At 66.4% G+C, this 15,732-nt stretch carries 16 protein-coding genes; 7 read left to right on the top strand and 9 right to left on the bottom strand.

Annotated elements, in window-relative coordinates; all coding sequences use genetic code 11:
• Positions 1–3: 3 nt before the first annotated feature.
• Positions 4–903 (bottom strand): alpha/beta fold hydrolase, encoded by a 900-nt coding sequence (locus U743_RS15430; protein ID WP_052368271.1) that lies wholly within the window; start codon positions 901–903, stop codon positions 4–6.
• Positions 900–2,132, bottom strand: coding sequence for an acyl-CoA dehydrogenase family protein (locus U743_RS15425; protein ID WP_043769467.1), 1,233 nt, complete (start codon positions 2,130–2,132; stop codon positions 900–902). Before U743_RS15425 ends, U743_RS15430 begins: the two co-directional genes overlap by 4 nt.
• 104 nt (positions 2,133–2,236) lie before the next feature.
• Between U743_RS15425 and U743_RS15420 the strand changes: the two genes are divergently transcribed.
• From U743_RS15420 to U743_RS15395, 6 genes are all read left to right on the top strand, one after another.
• Positions 2,237–3,163, top strand: coding sequence for a LysR family transcriptional regulator (locus U743_RS15420; protein ID WP_043769464.1), 927 nt, complete (start codon positions 2,237–2,239; stop codon positions 3,161–3,163).
• Complete coding sequence (locus tag U743_RS15415; RefSeq protein ID WP_043769462.1) at positions 3,160–4,443, top strand: serine hydrolase domain-containing protein; 1,284 nt, start codon at positions 3,160–3,162, stop codon at positions 4,441–4,443. Before U743_RS15420 ends, U743_RS15415 begins: the two co-directional genes overlap by 4 nt.
• An 11-nt stretch (positions 4,444–4,454) precedes the next feature.
• Positions 4,455–5,276, top strand: a complete 822-nt coding sequence (locus U743_RS15410; RefSeq protein ID WP_043769459.1) for an amidohydrolase family protein — start codon at positions 4,455–4,457, stop codon at positions 5,274–5,276.
• Between the two features lie 64 nt (positions 5,277–5,340).
• The gene (locus tag U743_RS18355) at positions 5,341–5,946 is read left to right on the top strand and encodes a TetR/AcrR family transcriptional regulator (protein WP_084191601.1); all 606 of its coding nucleotides are present in this window, start codon (positions 5,341–5,343) and stop codon (positions 5,944–5,946) included.
• Entirely contained in the window at positions 5,943–6,845 is a 903-nt protein-coding gene (locus U743_RS15400) for a fatty acid desaturase (RefSeq protein ID WP_043769456.1), read from the top strand. Before U743_RS18355 ends, U743_RS15400 begins: the two co-directional genes overlap by 4 nt.
• Positions 6,846–6,974: 129 nt before the next feature.
• Positions 6,975–7,850 carry a universal stress protein gene (locus U743_RS15395; protein WP_043769453.1) on the top strand — a complete coding sequence of 292 codons (876 nt, stop codon included), beginning with the start codon at positions 6,975–6,977 and terminating at the stop codon, positions 7,848–7,850.
• Positions 7,851–8,013: 163 nt separating this feature from the next.
• Here U743_RS15395 and U743_RS15390 read toward each other — a convergent pair whose 3' ends face one another.
• The 7 genes from U743_RS15390 to U743_RS15360 all read right to left on the bottom strand — a co-directional run bounded on the left by U743_RS15390 (position 8,014) and on the right by U743_RS15360 (position 14,808).
• Positions 8,014–9,792, bottom strand: a complete 1,779-nt coding sequence (locus tag U743_RS15390; RefSeq protein WP_043769451.1) for an alpha/beta hydrolase — start codon at positions 9,790–9,792, stop codon at positions 8,014–8,016.
• Positions 9,793–9,892: 100 nt separating this feature from the next.
• Positions 9,893–10,474, bottom strand: coding sequence for a PilW family protein (locus tag U743_RS15385; protein WP_232226807.1), 582 nt, complete (start codon positions 10,472–10,474; stop codon positions 9,893–9,895).
• 14 nt (positions 10,475–10,488) lie between these two features.
• Positions 10,489–10,884 carry a type IV pilus modification protein PilV gene (gene pilV / locus U743_RS18350; RefSeq protein WP_052368269.1) on the bottom strand — a complete coding sequence of 132 codons (396 nt, stop codon included), beginning with the start codon at positions 10,882–10,884 and terminating at the stop codon, positions 10,489–10,491.
• On the bottom strand, positions 10,881–11,369 hold the full coding sequence (locus tag U743_RS18345; protein ID WP_052368268.1) for a pilus assembly FimT family protein: 489 nt from the start codon (positions 11,367–11,369) through the stop codon (positions 10,881–10,883). The genes pilV and U743_RS18345 overlap by 4 nt, the downstream gene beginning before the upstream one ends.
• A complete protein-coding gene (locus U743_RS15370) occupies positions 11,369–11,764 on the bottom strand; it encodes a type IV pilin protein (protein ID WP_043769445.1) in 396 nt (131 codons plus the stop codon). Before U743_RS15370 ends, U743_RS18345 begins: the two co-directional genes overlap by 1 nt.
• The gene (locus U743_RS15365; RefSeq protein ID WP_043769443.1) at positions 11,757–13,526 is read right to left on the bottom strand and encodes a pilus assembly PilX family protein; all 1,770 of its coding nucleotides are present in this window, start codon (positions 13,524–13,526) and stop codon (positions 11,757–11,759) included. Before U743_RS15365 ends, U743_RS15370 begins: the two co-directional genes overlap by 8 nt.
• 319 nt (positions 13,527–13,845) lie before the next feature.
• The gene (locus U743_RS15360; RefSeq protein ID WP_043769440.1) at positions 13,846–14,808 is read right to left on the bottom strand and encodes an alpha/beta fold hydrolase; all 963 of its coding nucleotides are present in this window, start codon (positions 14,806–14,808) and stop codon (positions 13,846–13,848) included.
• A 151-nt stretch (positions 14,809–14,959) separates the two neighbouring features.
• Between U743_RS15360 and U743_RS15355 the strand changes: the two genes are divergently transcribed.
• Positions 14,960–15,640, top strand: coding sequence for a hypothetical protein (locus U743_RS15355; protein ID WP_084191600.1), 681 nt, complete (start codon positions 14,960–14,962; stop codon positions 15,638–15,640).
• Positions 15,641–15,732 lie beyond the last annotated feature (92 nt).

Genomic DNA, 15,732 nt, shown 5'->3' with positions numbered 1-15,732 from the left:
TCGTCACGCCGGCAGACAGCGGCGGCGCAGCAGCGCCGCGAAGGCTTCTGGCGCTTCCAGCTCCGGGAAGTGACCGGCATCAGCGATCGGCACGATTTCAGCCTGCGGACAGTGCGCACGCAGCGACGCAGGATCGGTGCGCTTATGCGAACGATCCGCTTTGCCCCAGACCATCGTCACAGGAAGATCCGGCGGCGGCTGCAGCTGCGGGTCGGCTGCGTCGGTCGCCAGCATGCCCTGCACGACGCCGGCAAAGCAGTAGCAGCCGCCCTGGCGCAGCGCAGTGCGCGCGGTTCTCGAGAACACCGCCTGTTGCTCGCGATCGGCGACCGCCACCCGATACCAGCCCGTGGCGATGCGGCGCCGGCTGAAGAAGCTGAGCAGCTGGCCGAGCACCGGCGTGGTGATGGGCGAGGGCACCATGCGTTCGGTCCAACGCTGCATGGCTGCGAGCGAGGGCGTCTGGCACAGCACCAGGCGGGCGATGCGGGCGCGGGCAAGCCGCGTGGCCGCCATGGCGTAGAAGCCGTTGACGCAGGACATCACCAGCGTCACCGGTGGTAGTGCCAGCGATTCGAGCAGCCCCGCGACCACGCGCGCGCCCTCGCTTAATCGATGCCCGTAGTCGGCGGGTGGCGCGCTGAAGCCGAAGCCCGGAAGGTCGAAGACGATGACGCGGAAATCAGGCTCAAGCAGTGCACGCAACGCCGCGTAGTGCTCGATCACGCAGGGGCCGTCCGGGGCAAAGACCACGGGATGCCCGTCGCCGCCGCCGTCGAGTACGCGGATAGTGCCGCTGGTGGTGGGGACCCAGCGCATGCCCTCGGGCCAGCCGGCGGCGACGCGCTCGCGCCGTCCCGCCAGCGTCCCGTAGAGCAGCGCGTCGATCCGCGCCGGCTTCATCGCTTGGCGGCGGCGTACTTGCCCAGCTCCATGCGCGCGATCATGCCGCGGTGAACTGCGTCCGGGCCATCCACGATGCGCAGCACCCGCGCCTGGGCGTACATCGCCGCCAGCGGGGTGTCGTTGGAGACACCGGCGCCGCCGTGCATCTGGATGGCTTCGTCGATGACCTGCTGCAGCACGTTGGGGGCGACCACCTTGATGGCGGATATCTCGGTGAGCGCGGCCAGTGCGCCGACCTGGTCGATCTTCCAGGCGGCATACAGGGTCAGCAGCCGCGCCTGGTCGATGCCGGCGCGCAGATCGGCGATGCGCTCGCGATTGCCGCCGAGGTTGACGATCTGCTTGCCGAAGGCCTCGCGCGCCAGACCGCGCTCGATCATGAGCTGCAGGCCGCGCTCGGCTGCGCCCAGCGCACGCATGCAGTGATGGATGCGCCCCGGCCCGAGGCGTCCCTGGGCGATCTCGAAGCCTCTGCCGGGACCGAGAATGAAGGCGGACTTCGGCAGCCGTACGTTGTCGAAGAGCACCTCACCGTGACCGTACGGCTCGTCGTACTCGCCGAAGACCGGCAGCATGCGCTTGATCTGCACGCCGGGGGTGTCCAGCGGCACCAGTACCATGCTGTGGCGCTGGTGGCGGTTGGCCTCGGGGTCGGTCAGCCCCATGAAGATGGCCACCTTGCAGTTCGGATGCCCGATGCCGGAGGACCACCACTTGCGGCCGTTGAGCACGACCTCGTCGCCTTCCACCGTGGCCGTGGCCGCCATGTTGGTGGCGTCGCTGGAAGCCACGTCGGGTTCGGTCATGCAGAAGGCCGAGCGGATCTCGCCGGTGAGCAGCGGTTTCAGCCAGCGCTCCTTCTGCTCGTCGCTGCCGTACTTCTCCAGCACCTCCATGTTGCCGGTGTCGGGAGCGTTGCAGTTGAAGACCTCCGGCGCGATCAGGCTCCTACCCATGGCCTCGCACAGCGGTGCATAGTCGACGTTGCTCAGGCCGCTGCCGTGTTCGGGGTCGGGCAGAAAGAGGTTCCACAGACCGGCCTCACGCGCCTCGACCTTGAGCTTCTCGATCTCGGGATTGAGGCGCCAGTTCTTCCAGTCACCACCGCGCCGAGCCTGCATCATCTCTTCGAGATGGGCTTCCTCGACGGGTGCGACACGGTCGCGAATGAAGGCATCGATGCGCTTGATGTAGTCGCGTGTGCGCTCGCTGTGGGAAAAATCCATGACCGTCTCCTCGGGGTGAGTCTGGCTACGGTAAACCCAGGCAGTGCCATGCATCCAATGGCGGTTATGTATGCTTAATCATGCATGTGATGCATGATTGATGCGTGCGCTTTGATCTCAACCTATTCCGCGTCTTCGACGCCATCTACGCAACTGGCAGCCTGACGCGGGCCGGCGAGCTGCTGCACCTGACCCAGCCCGCCGTCAGCCACGCGCTGGGCCGCTTGCGCAGCCGCTTCGGCGATCCGCTGTTCCGTCGCGAGGGGCGTGGCATGGTGGCCACGCCGCGTGCGCACGCCCTGGCCCCGGGTGTTCGGCAGGCACTGGCGCTGCTTGATGCCGGGCTTCGCGCCGGCCACGATTTCGAGCCGTCCAGCGCCGTGCGCCGCTTCGCCGTCGGCCTGCGCGAGGTCATCGAAATGACGATGCTGCCGGGGCTGCTGACCGTGCTGCGCGCCGAGGCACCGGGGGTGACGCTGGCTTCGGTGCAGTTCGCGCGCGAGAGCGTCGCCCGGGATCTGGCGCGCGGGCAGCTGGATCTGGTCATGGATATCGCCCTGCCGCTAGGGCCGGAGATTCATCGCGAGTCGCTCTTCGACGATCCGCTCTGCATCGTCATGCGTCGCGACCATCCCCTGGCGGTTGCTCCCCTCGCCCAGGAGGACTGGCTGGCGGGGGCGCATGTCGTCGTGTCGGGGCGCCCCAGTGGGCTGTCGCTTGAGGATGCTGCGCTGCAGCGCGCTGGTCTGCATCGGCAGGTGCAGCTGCGTTGCCAGAGCTATGCCTCGGGATGCGCGGCGGTGGCCACCAGTGATCTTCTGCTGGCGCTGCCCGGCCGCGTGGCGCGCGAGCAGGCGCGTCGATTTCCTCTGCACATCGCGCCGGCGCCGATGCGCTTGCCGAGCTTCCGCGTGCAGCTTTACTGGCATCATTCGGCCGAAGACGACGCCGGCAGCCGCTGGTTGCGCGACCGCCTCCGCGCGGTCGCCGACCGCGAGTCGGCGGACCGACCATCAGGAGACGAGCTATGAATCCACTTCGCCGCAACCGCGTGCATATCCGGCGCAATCTGGATCTGATCATCGACCGCAACCCGGCAGAGTTGCCGGCCGAGCAGCTCGGTCTGGATCCGGCGGCGACGCAGGCGATTCACGCCGCGCTGCTCGACCTCTACCGCACCGGTCTGCATCCGGGGCTGCAGCTCTGCGTTCGGCGTCGCGGCGAGATTCTCTACGACCGTGCTATCGGCTATGCCGCGGGTGTGGCCGGTGACGATCCCTTACACGGGGCCCGCCGGCCCATGCAGCGCGATACGCCGGTCTGCCTGTTCTCCGCCTCCAAGGCGGTAACGGCGATGCTCGTGCACAAGTGCGCCGAGGACGGCCTGGTCGATCTGGACGCCCGCGTCACCGACTATCTTCCAGAGTATGGCGTCAACGGCAAGGAACAGACACTGGTGCGGCATCTGCTTGCGCATCAGGCGGGCATCCCGCGCATTCCGATGCGCGAGCCCGATCCGAGCCTGCTCTGGGACTGGGAGCGCGCGGTGGCCATGCTCTGCGCCGCGAAGCCCCTGCACGGTGCCGGCGAGCAGCAGGCCTATCACGCCGTAACCGCGGGCTTCATCCTCGGTGAGCTGGTGCAGCGCGTATCCGGGAAGCCGCTGAATGACTATCTGGCCGAGCACTTCGCGCGCCCGATGGGCATGAAGACCTTCCAGTACGGCCTGCCGCGCGAGCGGCATCACGAGGCGGCGCGTAACGCCTTCACGGGCGCGCCGCTTCCGGCACCGCTGCGGATGATTGCGCGGCGCGTGCTGGGTGCCGACTTCGAGCGCGTGCCGGGCATCTCCAATTGCCCGGAATTCCTGTCGGCCGTCATTCCGGCCGGCAACCTCTACGCCACCGCCGAGGAGGCCACGAGCTTCTTCGAGATGCTACGCGTCGGCGGTCGCTACCAGGGGCGGCAACTGCTTGCACCGGAAACGGTGGCGCGTGCGGTAGAGCCGGCCAGCCGCATCCGCATCGATCGCAGCTTGATGCTCCCGGTGCGCTTCTCGATGGGCATGGTGCTGGGGGAAAATCCCTTTGGTCTTTACGGGCCGAATTGCCGCGGCGCCTTCGGGCACCTCGGCTTCATGAACATCATCTGCTGGGCGGACCCCAGCCGCGAAATTTCGGTGGCGATACTGAATACGGGCAAAACCGTCGCACCTAGCGCGCTCTACCGGCTGGGGCAGCTGCTGCGCACCATCGGTACGCAGATCCCGCGCGACGCGCCGGAGGCGCCTGCGCTGGCAAGAGCGGTCTGAGGCGGCGCGCCGTGATCATCGACGCCTGGGCGCAGCATCCAACGGCACGCATGCTCGGCGCGCCCTTCCTGGAATCGCTTCGTCGCTGGACGGGCGGCGCGATCCCCGACGGCGAGTTACCGCTGTCAATGACCCTCGAGGCCATGGATGCGGGTGGGGTCGGCCACAGCCTGCTCAGTGCCTGGCAGGGTCCGCAGGGGGCGCTGATCTCCAACGACGAGGTGGCGAGCTGGGTCGCGCAGGCACCCGAGCGGCTGAGCGGCATCGGTTCGGTGGACATCAGTCAGCCGATGCAGGCCGTAAAGGAAATACGGCGCTGCGTCCGCGAGCTGGGCTTCAAGGGCATCCGTGTGCTGCCCTGGTTGTGGGAGCTGCCGCCCACCCATGCGCGTTTCTATCCGGTCTACGCCGAATGCTGCGAGCTGGGCGTTCCCTTCTGCACGCAGGTCGGGCACACCGGGCCGCTCAAGCCCTCAGAGTATGGCCGGCCCATTCCCTACATCGACCAGATCGCGCTGGACTTCCCGGAGCTGGTCATCGTCGGCGGTCACATCGGCTATCCCTGGACCGAGGAGATGGTGGCGGTCGCCACCAAGCACTCCAACGTTTATATCGATACCTCGGCCTACACCGTCCGGCGCTACCCGCCGGAACTGATCCGCTACCTAAAGGCGAACGGCCGCAAGAAGGTGCTCTTTGGCAGCAACTGGCCGATGATCGCCCCGGCCAAGGCGCTCGCCGAGCTAGACAGCCTCGGCCTGGACGCCGAGATCCGGGCCGATTTCCTGGGCGGCAACGCAGCGCGCGTCTTCGGAATTAACGCTTTGCGCTGAGGCGCCCAGCAGCTGATGCGGCGGCGGCTTGACGCGATAAATAAACAGTGTTTATGATTGATTTATGGCACGTCCCGCCCTTGATGCGCAGCAACTCGCAGCTATGCGCCGGCGTCTCGCCGATCAGGCGCTGGCCATCTATCGCGAGCGTGGCCTTGCCGCCGTCAGCTTCCGGCGCGTGGCTGAAGCCGTTGGCATCAGTCATACACTGATCTACCGCTATTTCCCGGACAAGGATGCGTTGCTGGCGCAGGCGCGGGCCGCCTGCTTTCGCGACTTCGAGACCTTCGTCCGGGCGCGCGAAGCCGAAGACGGCGGTATGACCGCACACATCCATTCCGTGGCGCAGGCCTATATCGACTTCGCGCAGCAGTGTCCGGCCGACTACCGCTTGATGTTCAGCACCGAGCAGCCGCCGCCGGACCGGTACCCGCAGCTGCTCGCCGCGCGCCAGAGTCTCTTCGAGCACACGGTCGCTCTCATCGATCGCTATGTGCAGCGCGGCGAGCTGCGCGGCGATGCGCGTCTGATCGCGCACGCGTTGTGGATCAATCTGCATGGCTTGATGATGCTGCACGGCGCCCAGCAGCTGGTGCACGGCATGACGCTGGCGCAGCTCATCGATCCGATCATCGATAGGCTGCTGACCAGCGAAGAGCGTAAACCATGACGCCACAGGAACTTGTTGCCAGCCTCGATAGCACGCGCCGGAGAGAGCTGGAGCAGATCACGCGCGTGCAGGCAACTGCTTGGCCAACCGTGATCCTGTGCGTGATCCTGGTGACCGGCGTAGCGGCCTCTGACGTGCTGGCACTGACTGGCGTGATCCCACTCTGGGCCGGCTTGATCGCCAACAGCTTGCTCGGTTATCTCGCCTTCAGCGTGGCCCACGACGCGATCCATCGCGCGGTCTGTCGCAACACCCGCGTCAACGACTGGGTCGGCCAGATTGCTGTGCTGATGATCGCGCCCTATGTGCATCTGGGGCTCTTCCGCTGGGGGCACGTGCAGCACCATCGCTTCGCGGTGAGCGACAAGGATCCCGACCGCGTCTTCCGCGGCCCCTGGTGGCAGCTGCCGTTGCGCTGGTCCTTCATCGATCTCGCCTACTTCCGCGAAGTGATGCGCTCGGAGGATCCGCGCGCGCGCCGCTTCCTGCGCCCCTCGCTTTGGATGCTGGCGATCGCCGCAGCGCTGGCAGTAGCGCTCACCGCTGCCGGTTACGGCTGGGAGCTGCTGCTGCTCTGGTTCCTGCCGTCGCGGCTGGTGCAGATGATGCTGGGGTTCAGCTTCTTCTGGCTGCCGCACGTGCCGCACGACGTTTCACAGGCCGAGAACTTCACGCGCGCCACCACCATGCGCTTAGGGCAGGAGTGGTTGCTCGGGCCGTTGCTGCAGTATCAGAATTACCACCTGATGCATCACCTCTTTCCGACGACGCCCTTCTACCGCCATGCGCGTCTTTGGCAACTGGTAGAGCCGGAGCTGCGCGGCGCCGAGCTGGCCATACAGAACGGCTTCGCGATTCACCCGACCATCCACGCTCCCGCCAGCCGAAGCGCTGCCTGAGCTAGCCCCCGCGTGCCGGGCGACCCGTTGCGTTGCGGACGTCACTAGGACAGGCTGAGAACCGGCGGTGACGGGACAGGGGCGAGCGAGACGCCGGACACCGCCTTCGACAAGAACGAGGAGAAGGCAATGGCGATCTACAAGAAGATCCTACTGGCGACCGATCTGGCCAAGCGGTCCGATCACGCCCGTGCCGCGGCGATGGCTTTCGCAAAAGCAGAAGATGCCGAACTGCATCTGCTGCACATCAATGTGCTGTCTGCTTTGCACATGGAGTATCGCGGCCTCAAGAAGGCTGACGAGTACGTGCGTACCGTCATGCGCGCGAGCGAGAAGGCGCTGAAAGACGTCCCGGACGAGGAAGGGCTCAAGATCGTTCGTGAAGTCCAGACCGGGCAGTCGCCGGGCCAGATGATCATGGACTACGCCAGCGCGAACAATATCGACCTCATTTGCATGGGCATGGATCGTGCCGACGGGGTGAAGCGCTTCTTCATGGGCAGTGTCACGATGAAGGTGCTCAACGGCGCCAAGCGGCCGGTCTGTATTGTCGGGCGCGACACCAAGGGCAAGATTCCGCCGAAGCACATCGTCGTGGCCACCGATCTGTCGGAGCCGTCGGGCCTGGCGGTCGCGCACGCCGCCGAGCTGGCGGCCAGCCTGGAGACCCGCTTAACCGTCATGCACGCCATCGAGCCGCCGCTCGCCACGCCCTACGATCTCAAGCAGGTCATGAAGGACCCGGACCCCAAGAAGGGCCAGAAGGCACTCGACGACTTCCTCGGTCCGCTCCAGCTGGCGGTCACGCCGGAGACGCGCATCGAGAAAGGGCCCTCGGCGCGCACGATCAGTGACAGTGCGCGCAAGCTCAATGCCGATCTATTGGTGGTGGCTGCGGCGGGGCACGCCTCCGCGGTCGAGCGCCTGATTCTTGGCAGCACGGCCGACCGCGTCGCACGCATCGCGCCCTGTCCTGTGCTCGTTCACCGAAAGCGCAGTCGCTAGAAAGAAGCACTGCAATCCGCTGCGCTCGGCATCTTGAGCGCAGCCGGCGCTCACTTGCCCGCGCCCGCGACGCTCTTCAGCGATTCCGAAACGCGTCGCGGCCGGCGACTTCGCCGTCGCCGGCCGCGCGCTTCGATCCTTGGAGCCCCGGACGGGACCCGCTTCAGAAACCTTCGGCGGTGATCTGCCCGTCGGAGAGCAGCGGCACCTGCACCCGGCCCTCGAGGTTCACGGCCGGGACGAGCACGTCGCGCGAGAAGGAGATCGGATACTGCGGGTGGAAGCCGAAGACCATCAGGCCGAGCACGTCGCCGGCCTGCAGGCGCTCGGCCACGGCCACCAGCCGCGCCGGATCCTGCGGCGTGCCGTGGGGGCCGAAGCCGCGCAGGGGTTGCAGCTGGTCGTCGATGAGCTGCCAGCTGCCATCGCGCTGCACACCCAGGCCGAGATAGAGAATCGGATCGCAGGCCAGCGGCAGGAACTCGAGCAGGCAGTCTTCCAGCGCCAGTCCGGGTAGTACCGGGGAGACATCCAGATGGAAGGTCGGCTGCCCGGCGAGTACGGCGCCGTCGTCACCGATGGTGGTCAGCGGAATACCGGCGATGCCGCCGGGCAACTCGCTGCCCAGAAGGCTGCCGACGGTACCAAGCAGGCCCGACAACCGCGGCGTTTCCGCGATGACCGGGAAATCCTCGCCGCCGACCGGTACTTCGGAAACGGCAACGGCATCGTCGTCGGCCAGCGACAGGCAGATGTCGTCGCCGGTGGGCAGGACGGCGTCGAGCACCCCGCTTTTGCCCTTCAGCTTGGCCTCGAACCAGGCCAGCGTCGCCGTGGCACGGTCGATGCCGCCGCAAGCGTTGGCGCCGGCCGGGCCCTGGAACTCGGGAACGGTGACCAGGCCGGAGAGCTGGTCTAGGGCTGCGTCGACATCCTCGCCGAGCGCGGCGGGCCCGAGCGGCAGGATGTGACCGCTCTGGTGCGTGAGCAGACGGACGTCGCCGCCGCGTTGCCGGAAGCATTGATAGTTGTCGAAGGCCTCGGTGACATTGAAGAGGGTGTCGGGGAAGCCCTGCCAGATCATGACGTCCGCCGCTGGCGGTGCGGTCGGTGGCGTTTGCGGCGTCTCGTTGCCCTGCAGGAACTCGAAGGGACCGAGCTGCTCGCCATCGCAGAAGTAGCGCGGGCTGTGATAACGGAACCAGTCCTGCGCGCCGTCCGGGAAGTTGTTCGTGACCGCGCCCTCGATCAGCGCCTCGCGGATGATGTTGTCCTGACCCAGCTGCGAGCCGGTCTCGCCGCCGATGGATAGCAGTAGCGCCCATCCCGACTTGACCGTGTCGCCGGGGTTCAAGGAGTAGCTGAGGTCGTGCCAGGTGATGTCCGGCACCATCGCCCGCAGTCGGTGCTGCGGATCGACGGCCTGCAGAAGGAATTGGTAGCCCCCACCGTAGCTGGAGCCATAGGAGCCCACCATCATCGTGCCGCCGCCGTCACGCGCGACCTGTTCAAGATTCTCTTCCGCCCAGTCAAGGATCGCTATCAGGTCGCGGCCTTCGGCGTCGGGGTCCATGACGCGCACCGGTCCGGTGGATTCGCCGAAGCCGCGCTGGTCGATGCTGATGACGTAGTAGCCGCGCGCGATCAGCTCGCCAATGAACCCATTCGGCTCGGTCTGCCGGCTGCCGCCGTAGCCGTGCCCCTCCAGCACCAGCGGATAGCGCTCGCCGGGGACGATTTGCTCCGGCTCGAAGAGCTGGAAGACGATCTCGCCGTCTACCGGTGACTCGATGGCGACACGCTCGATGACGCCGTCCCGCGCCTCACCTCCGCCGCCATTGTTGCCATTGCCGGGGGCGCCTTCACCGCTGCTACCGCCGCTGCCGCAGGCGGCCAGGATAGTCGCGGCCATCGCGACCAGCAGGCTTTTCGAATAGGACATGACGGGGTCTCCTTCTTGATTTCTAGTGCCTTTAGTAGACACCTTGTAACCCCGCTGTCACAAGCGTCGATTTTGCGGAGGTGGCCCGCGCCAGCACCCGTCAATCGTTCGCTATGAGCCCGTTGCGGGCGGTTGTCACGAAGCGCAGCTCGCGCGCACGCACGTCGGCATTGGCGGCACCGGCCAGAGTGACCGTCCAGGCCAGCGCCAGCGGGTCGGTGACGCCAGCGCAGTCCGTTGCGGGAGCGTCGCGCGCTGCGAAGCACGTGATCTCTACATCGGTGATACCGCCGACCGGGTGCAGCGGAACCTCCGGATCACCGTTGCGGGAGGAGGTGACGGTGCCGGTATCGGCATCCCAGCGCAGATGCAGTGCGACCTCGTCGGCGGCATCGGGCGGTCGATAGCGCAGGCGGACACCGCGCGCGTCGCCGTCGACGCTGAGCCACGCCGAGATCGGCTCGTCGAGCAGGTTGAAGCCGGCGCGGCGGATCTCCCGGGTGACGGTGGCAGTGAGCGACCCCAGTGTTTCGGTCTGGTCGTTCAGTGCGTCCTGCGTGCGCGTTGTCTGCTGATGCGCCAGATACAGCGAGAAGACGCCGAGCAGCAGCAGCAGCCCGATCGCCAGGCCGATCATCAGCTCGACCAGGGTTACGCCGGCAGCGGCCCGGCGGCTGGGCATTCCACGCGCACGCATCATTGCGGCGCCGACACGAGGTAGCGCAAGCTGACGCGCTCGTCGTCGCGGCCGTCCCAGGCGACGTCGATGGCGAAACGATCGATGCTGGCCGTGCCGCTGTCGACGGAGTCGACGTCGATGGCCGCTCCGGGAAGTACGCCGCCCAGCTCGTCGAGGAGTTCATTGCGATCGGCCGCGACGTAGCTGCCGCGAAGGGCGATCAGCTCGCCCAGCGATTGCGCCGTCACGCTGGCGATGCTTCCGAACTGCGCCTCCTGCGCGGCGCGCAAGGACATGGTCTGCAGGCCGGCGATGCCGAGCATGCCGATGGCAAGAACGAGCAGCGAGATCAATACCTCGATCAGCGTGAAGCCGCGCGCGTTGTTGATCGATCGTGCTTGAAGCTGGTTCATGAAGGCTCGCGGCAGTAGTTGTTGGCCAAATCCGCGTCGACCCTGGCGATGATGCCGGTGCGGAAGACGCAGATCCAGCGCGACTCGTGTCGCGTGATCTGCAGGTGCACGACGTCGTTCGGTCCGACGAGGTGGCCTTCCTGGGAAAAAACGATGTCTGCCGACAGCGATACGTCCACGCCACTCAGCGCGTCACTCTCGTGCAGCTGCTCGTTCTCCGCCTCGTCCATGATGCGCAGTGTCTTGGCGCCGCTGTTGTATACGAGTTCGATGCGTCGCGCGCCGCGGATCGCCTCGTTGCGCGCCGTGCGCAGGGTCGCGTTAACTGCGTTCGTGCGTGCGGCAAGAGTGTTGCGGTCCACCAGCGAAACCATCGCCGGTGCGGCGACGGTGGCGAGGATGGCCAGCACCGACAGCGTGACCAGCAGCTCGATGAGCGTGAAGCCGGTCTGCTGGCCGGCGCGGTGCCTGCGGCGACGAAGCATCACCAGCAGCCCGCCGGGCTGCGCTCACCGTCGTGCGTGACTTCCATCTCGGCGCAGCCGCCGCGCGAAGCCGGCGCGCGCCTCGCCGTGGCCGTAATCCGGAATCCGGCCAGATCCTCGTCGATGGCCGCGCTCAGGCCGTAGATGCCGTTCTCGCTCTGTGCTGCGATGCGGTCTTCGCAATCCTCGTAGCTGTAGTTCTCGCTGGCGGTATAGCAGCGCTCCAAGGCGTTGCGCGCGTTCGACAGCGCCGCCTGACCCTCCCGTACCTGCGAACGCTCCACATAGATCTGGTAGCTCGGAATCGCGATGGCCGCCAGGATGGCAACGATACCCACGACGAGCATCAGCTCGATGAGGGTGAAGCCGTGTACGGTGGGCCTGCCGCTATTCATCGACGGCGCCTTCCCACCAACCGCCACGCTGGACGCTGATCTGGGACGCCGCAGCGCCGCCTCCGGGCGGGCTCAGCTCGCCGAGCATGGTGTCGTAGTGGATGTCGCCGCTGCCGCTCAAGTCGAGAAAGCCGGCGCGCACGGCGCCAAAGATGTTTCCTGAGCCACGGATGCGCACACCGGTGTTGGGCGCGTACACCGCAACGTGCGAGCTGTTTGCGCCGGAGACACGCACCCCGGGCTGGTACTGGCTGCCGCGATGTGCTGAGTACAGCGAAAAGGCTGGCTTGTCGTTGCGCACGAAGGGCGCGCCCTGATTCTGGGCGCCCGTCAGGACATTGCTGCCGCCGCCCAGATCGGTCTGGCCGCTGACCATGACCGTGAGATTGGCATCGGGGGCGATGCGCATCTGCGTGTTGTTGCCGATGTCGAAGTCGCCGTCGACGACCAGGGTGACATCGCCCCGGATGGTCAAGGAGGACAGTCGACCCTGGGTTCCCAGGCCGTTGTCGACGCGCACGACGGTGCGGCTGCCGTCGTTACCGATAACGGTGTCGCGGGCGTCCTGGTTGCCTCTGCCGCCGGTCAGCTGCGTGCTCCGATTGCCGCTGTCGATGCAGTGAGCGCAGCCGCTCTCGATGAAGTAGTCGGTGAGCGGCTGCATGGCCGGATCGTTCCAGGCGTCCCAGAACATCTGACCCGGCCCGAGCGTGTCGGGGTCGACCACCGCCAGCGGGTCGCATTCCAGCGAGGGGTCGAGCACCGGATCCAGCTCCAGATCCTCCTGCTGCTCCCTGTAATTCCCGGTCAGCGCATCGAGGAGGGGCCTCCATATCCACCAGCTCGGCCAGCTGACACTGCCCATGGCGGAAATGGCGGGCGGAGGCGTGCTGGTACTGCCTACGGTGACATTGCCGCCGGCGCGCACGGGGCCCTGCACGTTGCTGGCGCTGCCGAGGCTGATATTGCCTCCGACCTGCACCGTGCCGCCGACGGTGCCGTTCATGTTGTTGACCGAGCCGTCGACGAAGAGGTTGCCGTGGATCGGCGTCGCGCCGCTCATGCTGAGATCGCCGGTTACGGCGACATCGCCGTAGACCGGCGCGTTGCCGGAGAAGCTGCCGTCGGCGCCTGCATTGATCGTGCGCATGCGGACCTCGCCGGTGCGCGCATTGACGCTGCCGTTGTCGAGATTGGCTCCGTAGGCGCCGCGCCCGGAATGGAAGCTGTCGACGCTGGCGCTGCCGCTCTGGCTGAGGCCGTCGCAGCCGATCAGCCCGCCCTCGAAGGGGGAAATGCTGTCGCCGGCTTCGCTGCTGCGCTGGATGACGAGCTGCATCTGTCGCAAGGACCGTGTCTCGTCGCCGGGGCGGATCGCTCCCTCAATGTCGAAAACGAGGGATTCCGTGCCGTCGATGACGGCGGCGTTGACTTCCGCTACGCGGAAGCTCTGCGCCTGGCGCACCTGGCCGTCGTCGCCACCCATGCCGCGCCAATTGCCGGCATTGACGAGATTGCGGGCTTGCGCTTCGTCGGGCCAGTCGTTGTTGGCCTCAATCCAGTCAGAGACGATGTTGCGCACGACCAGCTCACCGTGCTCGGCGGCCATCATGGCATCCACCTGCTGCCGGTAGCTTGCCGCCGATTGCTCGCGGTCACCCGACAGGGTTGCAGCGGTAATGCCCACTGTCGTCATGACGGTGAGCAGAATCAGGCTGGTGCCCAGTACCGCTCCGCGTTGTCGTTGTCGATTCAGGCTCATGGTGATGCCGCTCCGTGTCGGTTCCGCGGCGATGCGATAGCGCTCGTCTAGTACGTAGACCCATGGTGCGCCTAGGCCCTATAGGTATGCCAGTTTGTCCGCTCCTCGGCGAACGACAGTTGACCGACGGTGCCAGCGCTGCGGCTGCGTGCCCATGAACCCCCATCCGGCCCGCGCTACATGGGCCGGAGACAGGCCCCAGCTGGTGTCGTGCCGGCACACGCCGGGGATAGTCGTCGGAAACGGGGCATCCTGGGTCCAGGCTGATGTGCACGGCCCGGCGGCTGGCATCACGCGTGCGCATTCGTCGCGGCCCTCCTCAGTCGAGCACGCTCTCCAGCGCTTGCAGATAGCGCTGCGGCGCCTCGATGTGCGGCAGATGACCGATGCCGTCGAAGGCGATGTGCCGAGCCTCGGGAATGCGCGCGGCGGCGCGACGGCCGAGGGAAGGGTAGTCGCCCATCGCCTCGGCCAGCTTGTTGTCGACCAGATCACGGCCGATGGCGGTGCGGTCGCGCTGGCCGATCATCAGCACGGTCGGCACCTCCAGTTGCTCAAGCTCGTAGATCACTGGCTGTGACAGGATCATGTCCGCGGTCAGCGCCATGTTCCAGGCGAAGCGCTCGCCATCCTCGCCTTCATACTGTGCGGCCAGCATGCGTGCCCAGGGCGTGTAGACGTCGTGCCACTGACCGTCGTAGTAGCTAGCCTTCTGATAGGCCTTGATGGCATCAAAATCCTTGGCGCGCTCGGCCCGGTAGATCTGGTCGATGGGCACGAAAGGCACGCCCATGGCGCGCCAGTCTTCCAGGCCGATCGGATTCAGCAGCAGTAGCACCTCGGTGAAATCGGGATAGCGCAGCGCGAAGCGGGTGGCGAGCATGCCGCCCATGGAATGTCCCATCACGCGAGCGCGCTCGACATCCAGCTGATCGAGAAGCACGCGCGTGTTGGCTGCGAGTTGGTCGAAGCTGTACTGGTAGCGCTCGGGAAGCGACGAGCGCCCGAAGCCGATCTGATCGGGGACGATCACCCGATAGCCGGAGTCGACCAGAAAGTCGATGGTCTGGTGCCAATAGGCGCCGTTGAAGTTCTTGCCGTGCAGCAGCACGAAGGTGCCGCGCGGCTCGGCCTCCGGCTGCACATCCATGTAGGCCATTTCCAGCGATTGCCGCTGGCTGTCGAAGGCGAAGCGCTCGACGGGATAGGGGTAATCCGGCGCATCGCCGGCGTGGGCGGCGCCGATCCCGAGCGCCAGAAGCAGGGTTGCGAAACGGGGCATGTCCTTCTCCGTTTCCGGCGTAACTTGCGGACGCGGCATACCACCCTAACGTCGTGCGCCTTCCGGCGTGAGGTGTCGTGCCAGGGGTGCGAGTCTGCAGTTGCCGCCATGACCGTGGCGGTGCACTCACTCGCATATGGAGCTCTACGCTATGACGCAAGACAATCAAGCTCAGGCACAACGCGCCCCGGCCGAGGCGCTGCACGAAGAGCAGCTGCCCTTCACGGTACGGCTGGCCTTGGATGAAGCCCAGCTCACCAAGGCTCTGACTATCCGCCAATCGGCCTATGGGCGACACATCCCCGATCTGGCGCGGACCCTCGGTTCGGCCGAGCTCTGCGACAGCGATCCGGGCGCGGTCATCCTGCTGGCGGAATCCAAGCTCGACGGTGCGCCGCTCGGCACCATGCGCATCCAGAGCAACCGTCACAACCCGCTGCTGCTGGAGCAGTCCGTGACCCTGCCCGACTGGTTGTGCGGCCGGCCGCTGGCCGAGGCGACCCGGCTCGGTGTGTCGGGTGGCGTTGCCGGCAGGCTCGCGAAGACCGTGCTCTTCAAGGCCTACTTCCTCTACTGCCTGCAGACTTCGATCGAATGGATGGTGGTAGCGGGACGATCACCGCTCGATCGCCAGTACGAGGCGCTGCAATTTCAGGAGGTTTTCCCTGGCCAGGGCTTCATGCCGATGGCACACGCGGGCAACATTCCGCATCGGGTGCTGGCCTTCGAAGTGAATACGGCCGAGCGTCGCTGGCGCGAGGCCCGGCATCCGCTCTACGACTTCGTGTTCCGTACCCGGCATCCGGACTTGGTTCTCGGCGCCAGCGCGTAGGATCTGTTGAAACCTCCCCAAGCACGACTCCCGATACCAGCTTGAGAGGTTATTGCTGAACAATCGTTTGGCCGAAGACGATAAAGTATCGG

This window comes from Algiphilus aromaticivorans DG1253 (assembly GCF_000733765.1).
GTDB classification, from domain to species: Bacteria; Pseudomonadota; Gammaproteobacteria; order Nevskiales; family Nevskiaceae; genus Algiphilus; species Algiphilus aromaticivorans.
The sequence above is the reverse complement of the archived record's forward strand: the minus strand, read 5'-3'. Positions and strand labels throughout refer to the sequence as shown.

What these genes read in the sequence shown, in the direction of transcription:
- U743_RS15430 (WP_052368271.1), bottom strand. Translation starts at nt 903, where the DNA reads ATGAAGCCGGCGCGGATCGACGCGCTGCTCTACGGGACGCTGGCGGGA.
- U743_RS15425 (WP_043769467.1), bottom strand. Translation starts at nt 2,132, where the DNA reads ATGGATTTTTCCCACAGCGAGCGCACACGCGACTACATCAAGCGCATC.
- U743_RS15415 (WP_043769462.1), top strand. Translation starts at nt 3,160, where the DNA reads ATGAATCCACTTCGCCGCAACCGCGTGCATATCCGGCGCAATCTGGAT.
- U743_RS18355 (WP_084191601.1), top strand. Translation starts at nt 5,341, where the DNA reads ATGGCACGTCCCGCCCTTGATGCGCAGCAACTCGCAGCTATGCGCCGG.
- U743_RS15400 (WP_043769456.1), top strand. Translation starts at nt 5,943, where the DNA reads ATGACGCCACAGGAACTTGTTGCCAGCCTCGATAGCACGCGCCGGAGA.
- U743_RS15395 (WP_043769453.1), top strand. Translation starts at nt 6,975, where the DNA reads ATGGCGATCTACAAGAAGATCCTACTGGCGACCGATCTGGCCAAGCGG.
- U743_RS15390 (WP_043769451.1), bottom strand. Translation starts at nt 9,792, where the DNA reads ATGTCCTATTCGAAAAGCCTGCTGGTCGCGATGGCCGCGACTATCCTG.
- U743_RS15385 (WP_232226807.1), bottom strand. Translation starts at nt 10,474, where the DNA reads ATGCCCAGCCGCCGGGCCGCTGCCGGCGTAACCCTGGTCGAGCTGATG.
- pilV (WP_052368269.1), bottom strand. Translation starts at nt 10,884, where the DNA reads ATGAACCAGCTTCAAGCACGATCGATCAACAACGCGCGCGGCTTCACG.
- U743_RS18345 (WP_052368268.1), bottom strand. Translation starts at nt 11,369, where the DNA reads ATGCTTCGTCGCCGCAGGCACCGCGCCGGCCAGCAGACCGGCTTCACG.
- U743_RS15370 (WP_043769445.1), bottom strand. Translation starts at nt 11,764, where the DNA reads ATGAATAGCGGCAGGCCCACCGTACACGGCTTCACCCTCATCGAGCTG.
- U743_RS15365 (WP_043769443.1), bottom strand. Translation starts at nt 13,526, where the DNA reads ATGAGCCTGAATCGACAACGACAACGCGGAGCGGTACTGGGCACCAGC.
- U743_RS15360 (WP_043769440.1), bottom strand. Translation starts at nt 14,808, where the DNA reads ATGCCCCGTTTCGCAACCCTGCTTCTGGCGCTCGGGATCGGCGCCGCC.
- U743_RS15355 (WP_084191600.1), top strand. Translation starts at nt 14,960, where the DNA reads ATGACGCAAGACAATCAAGCTCAGGCACAACGCGCCCCGGCCGAGGCG.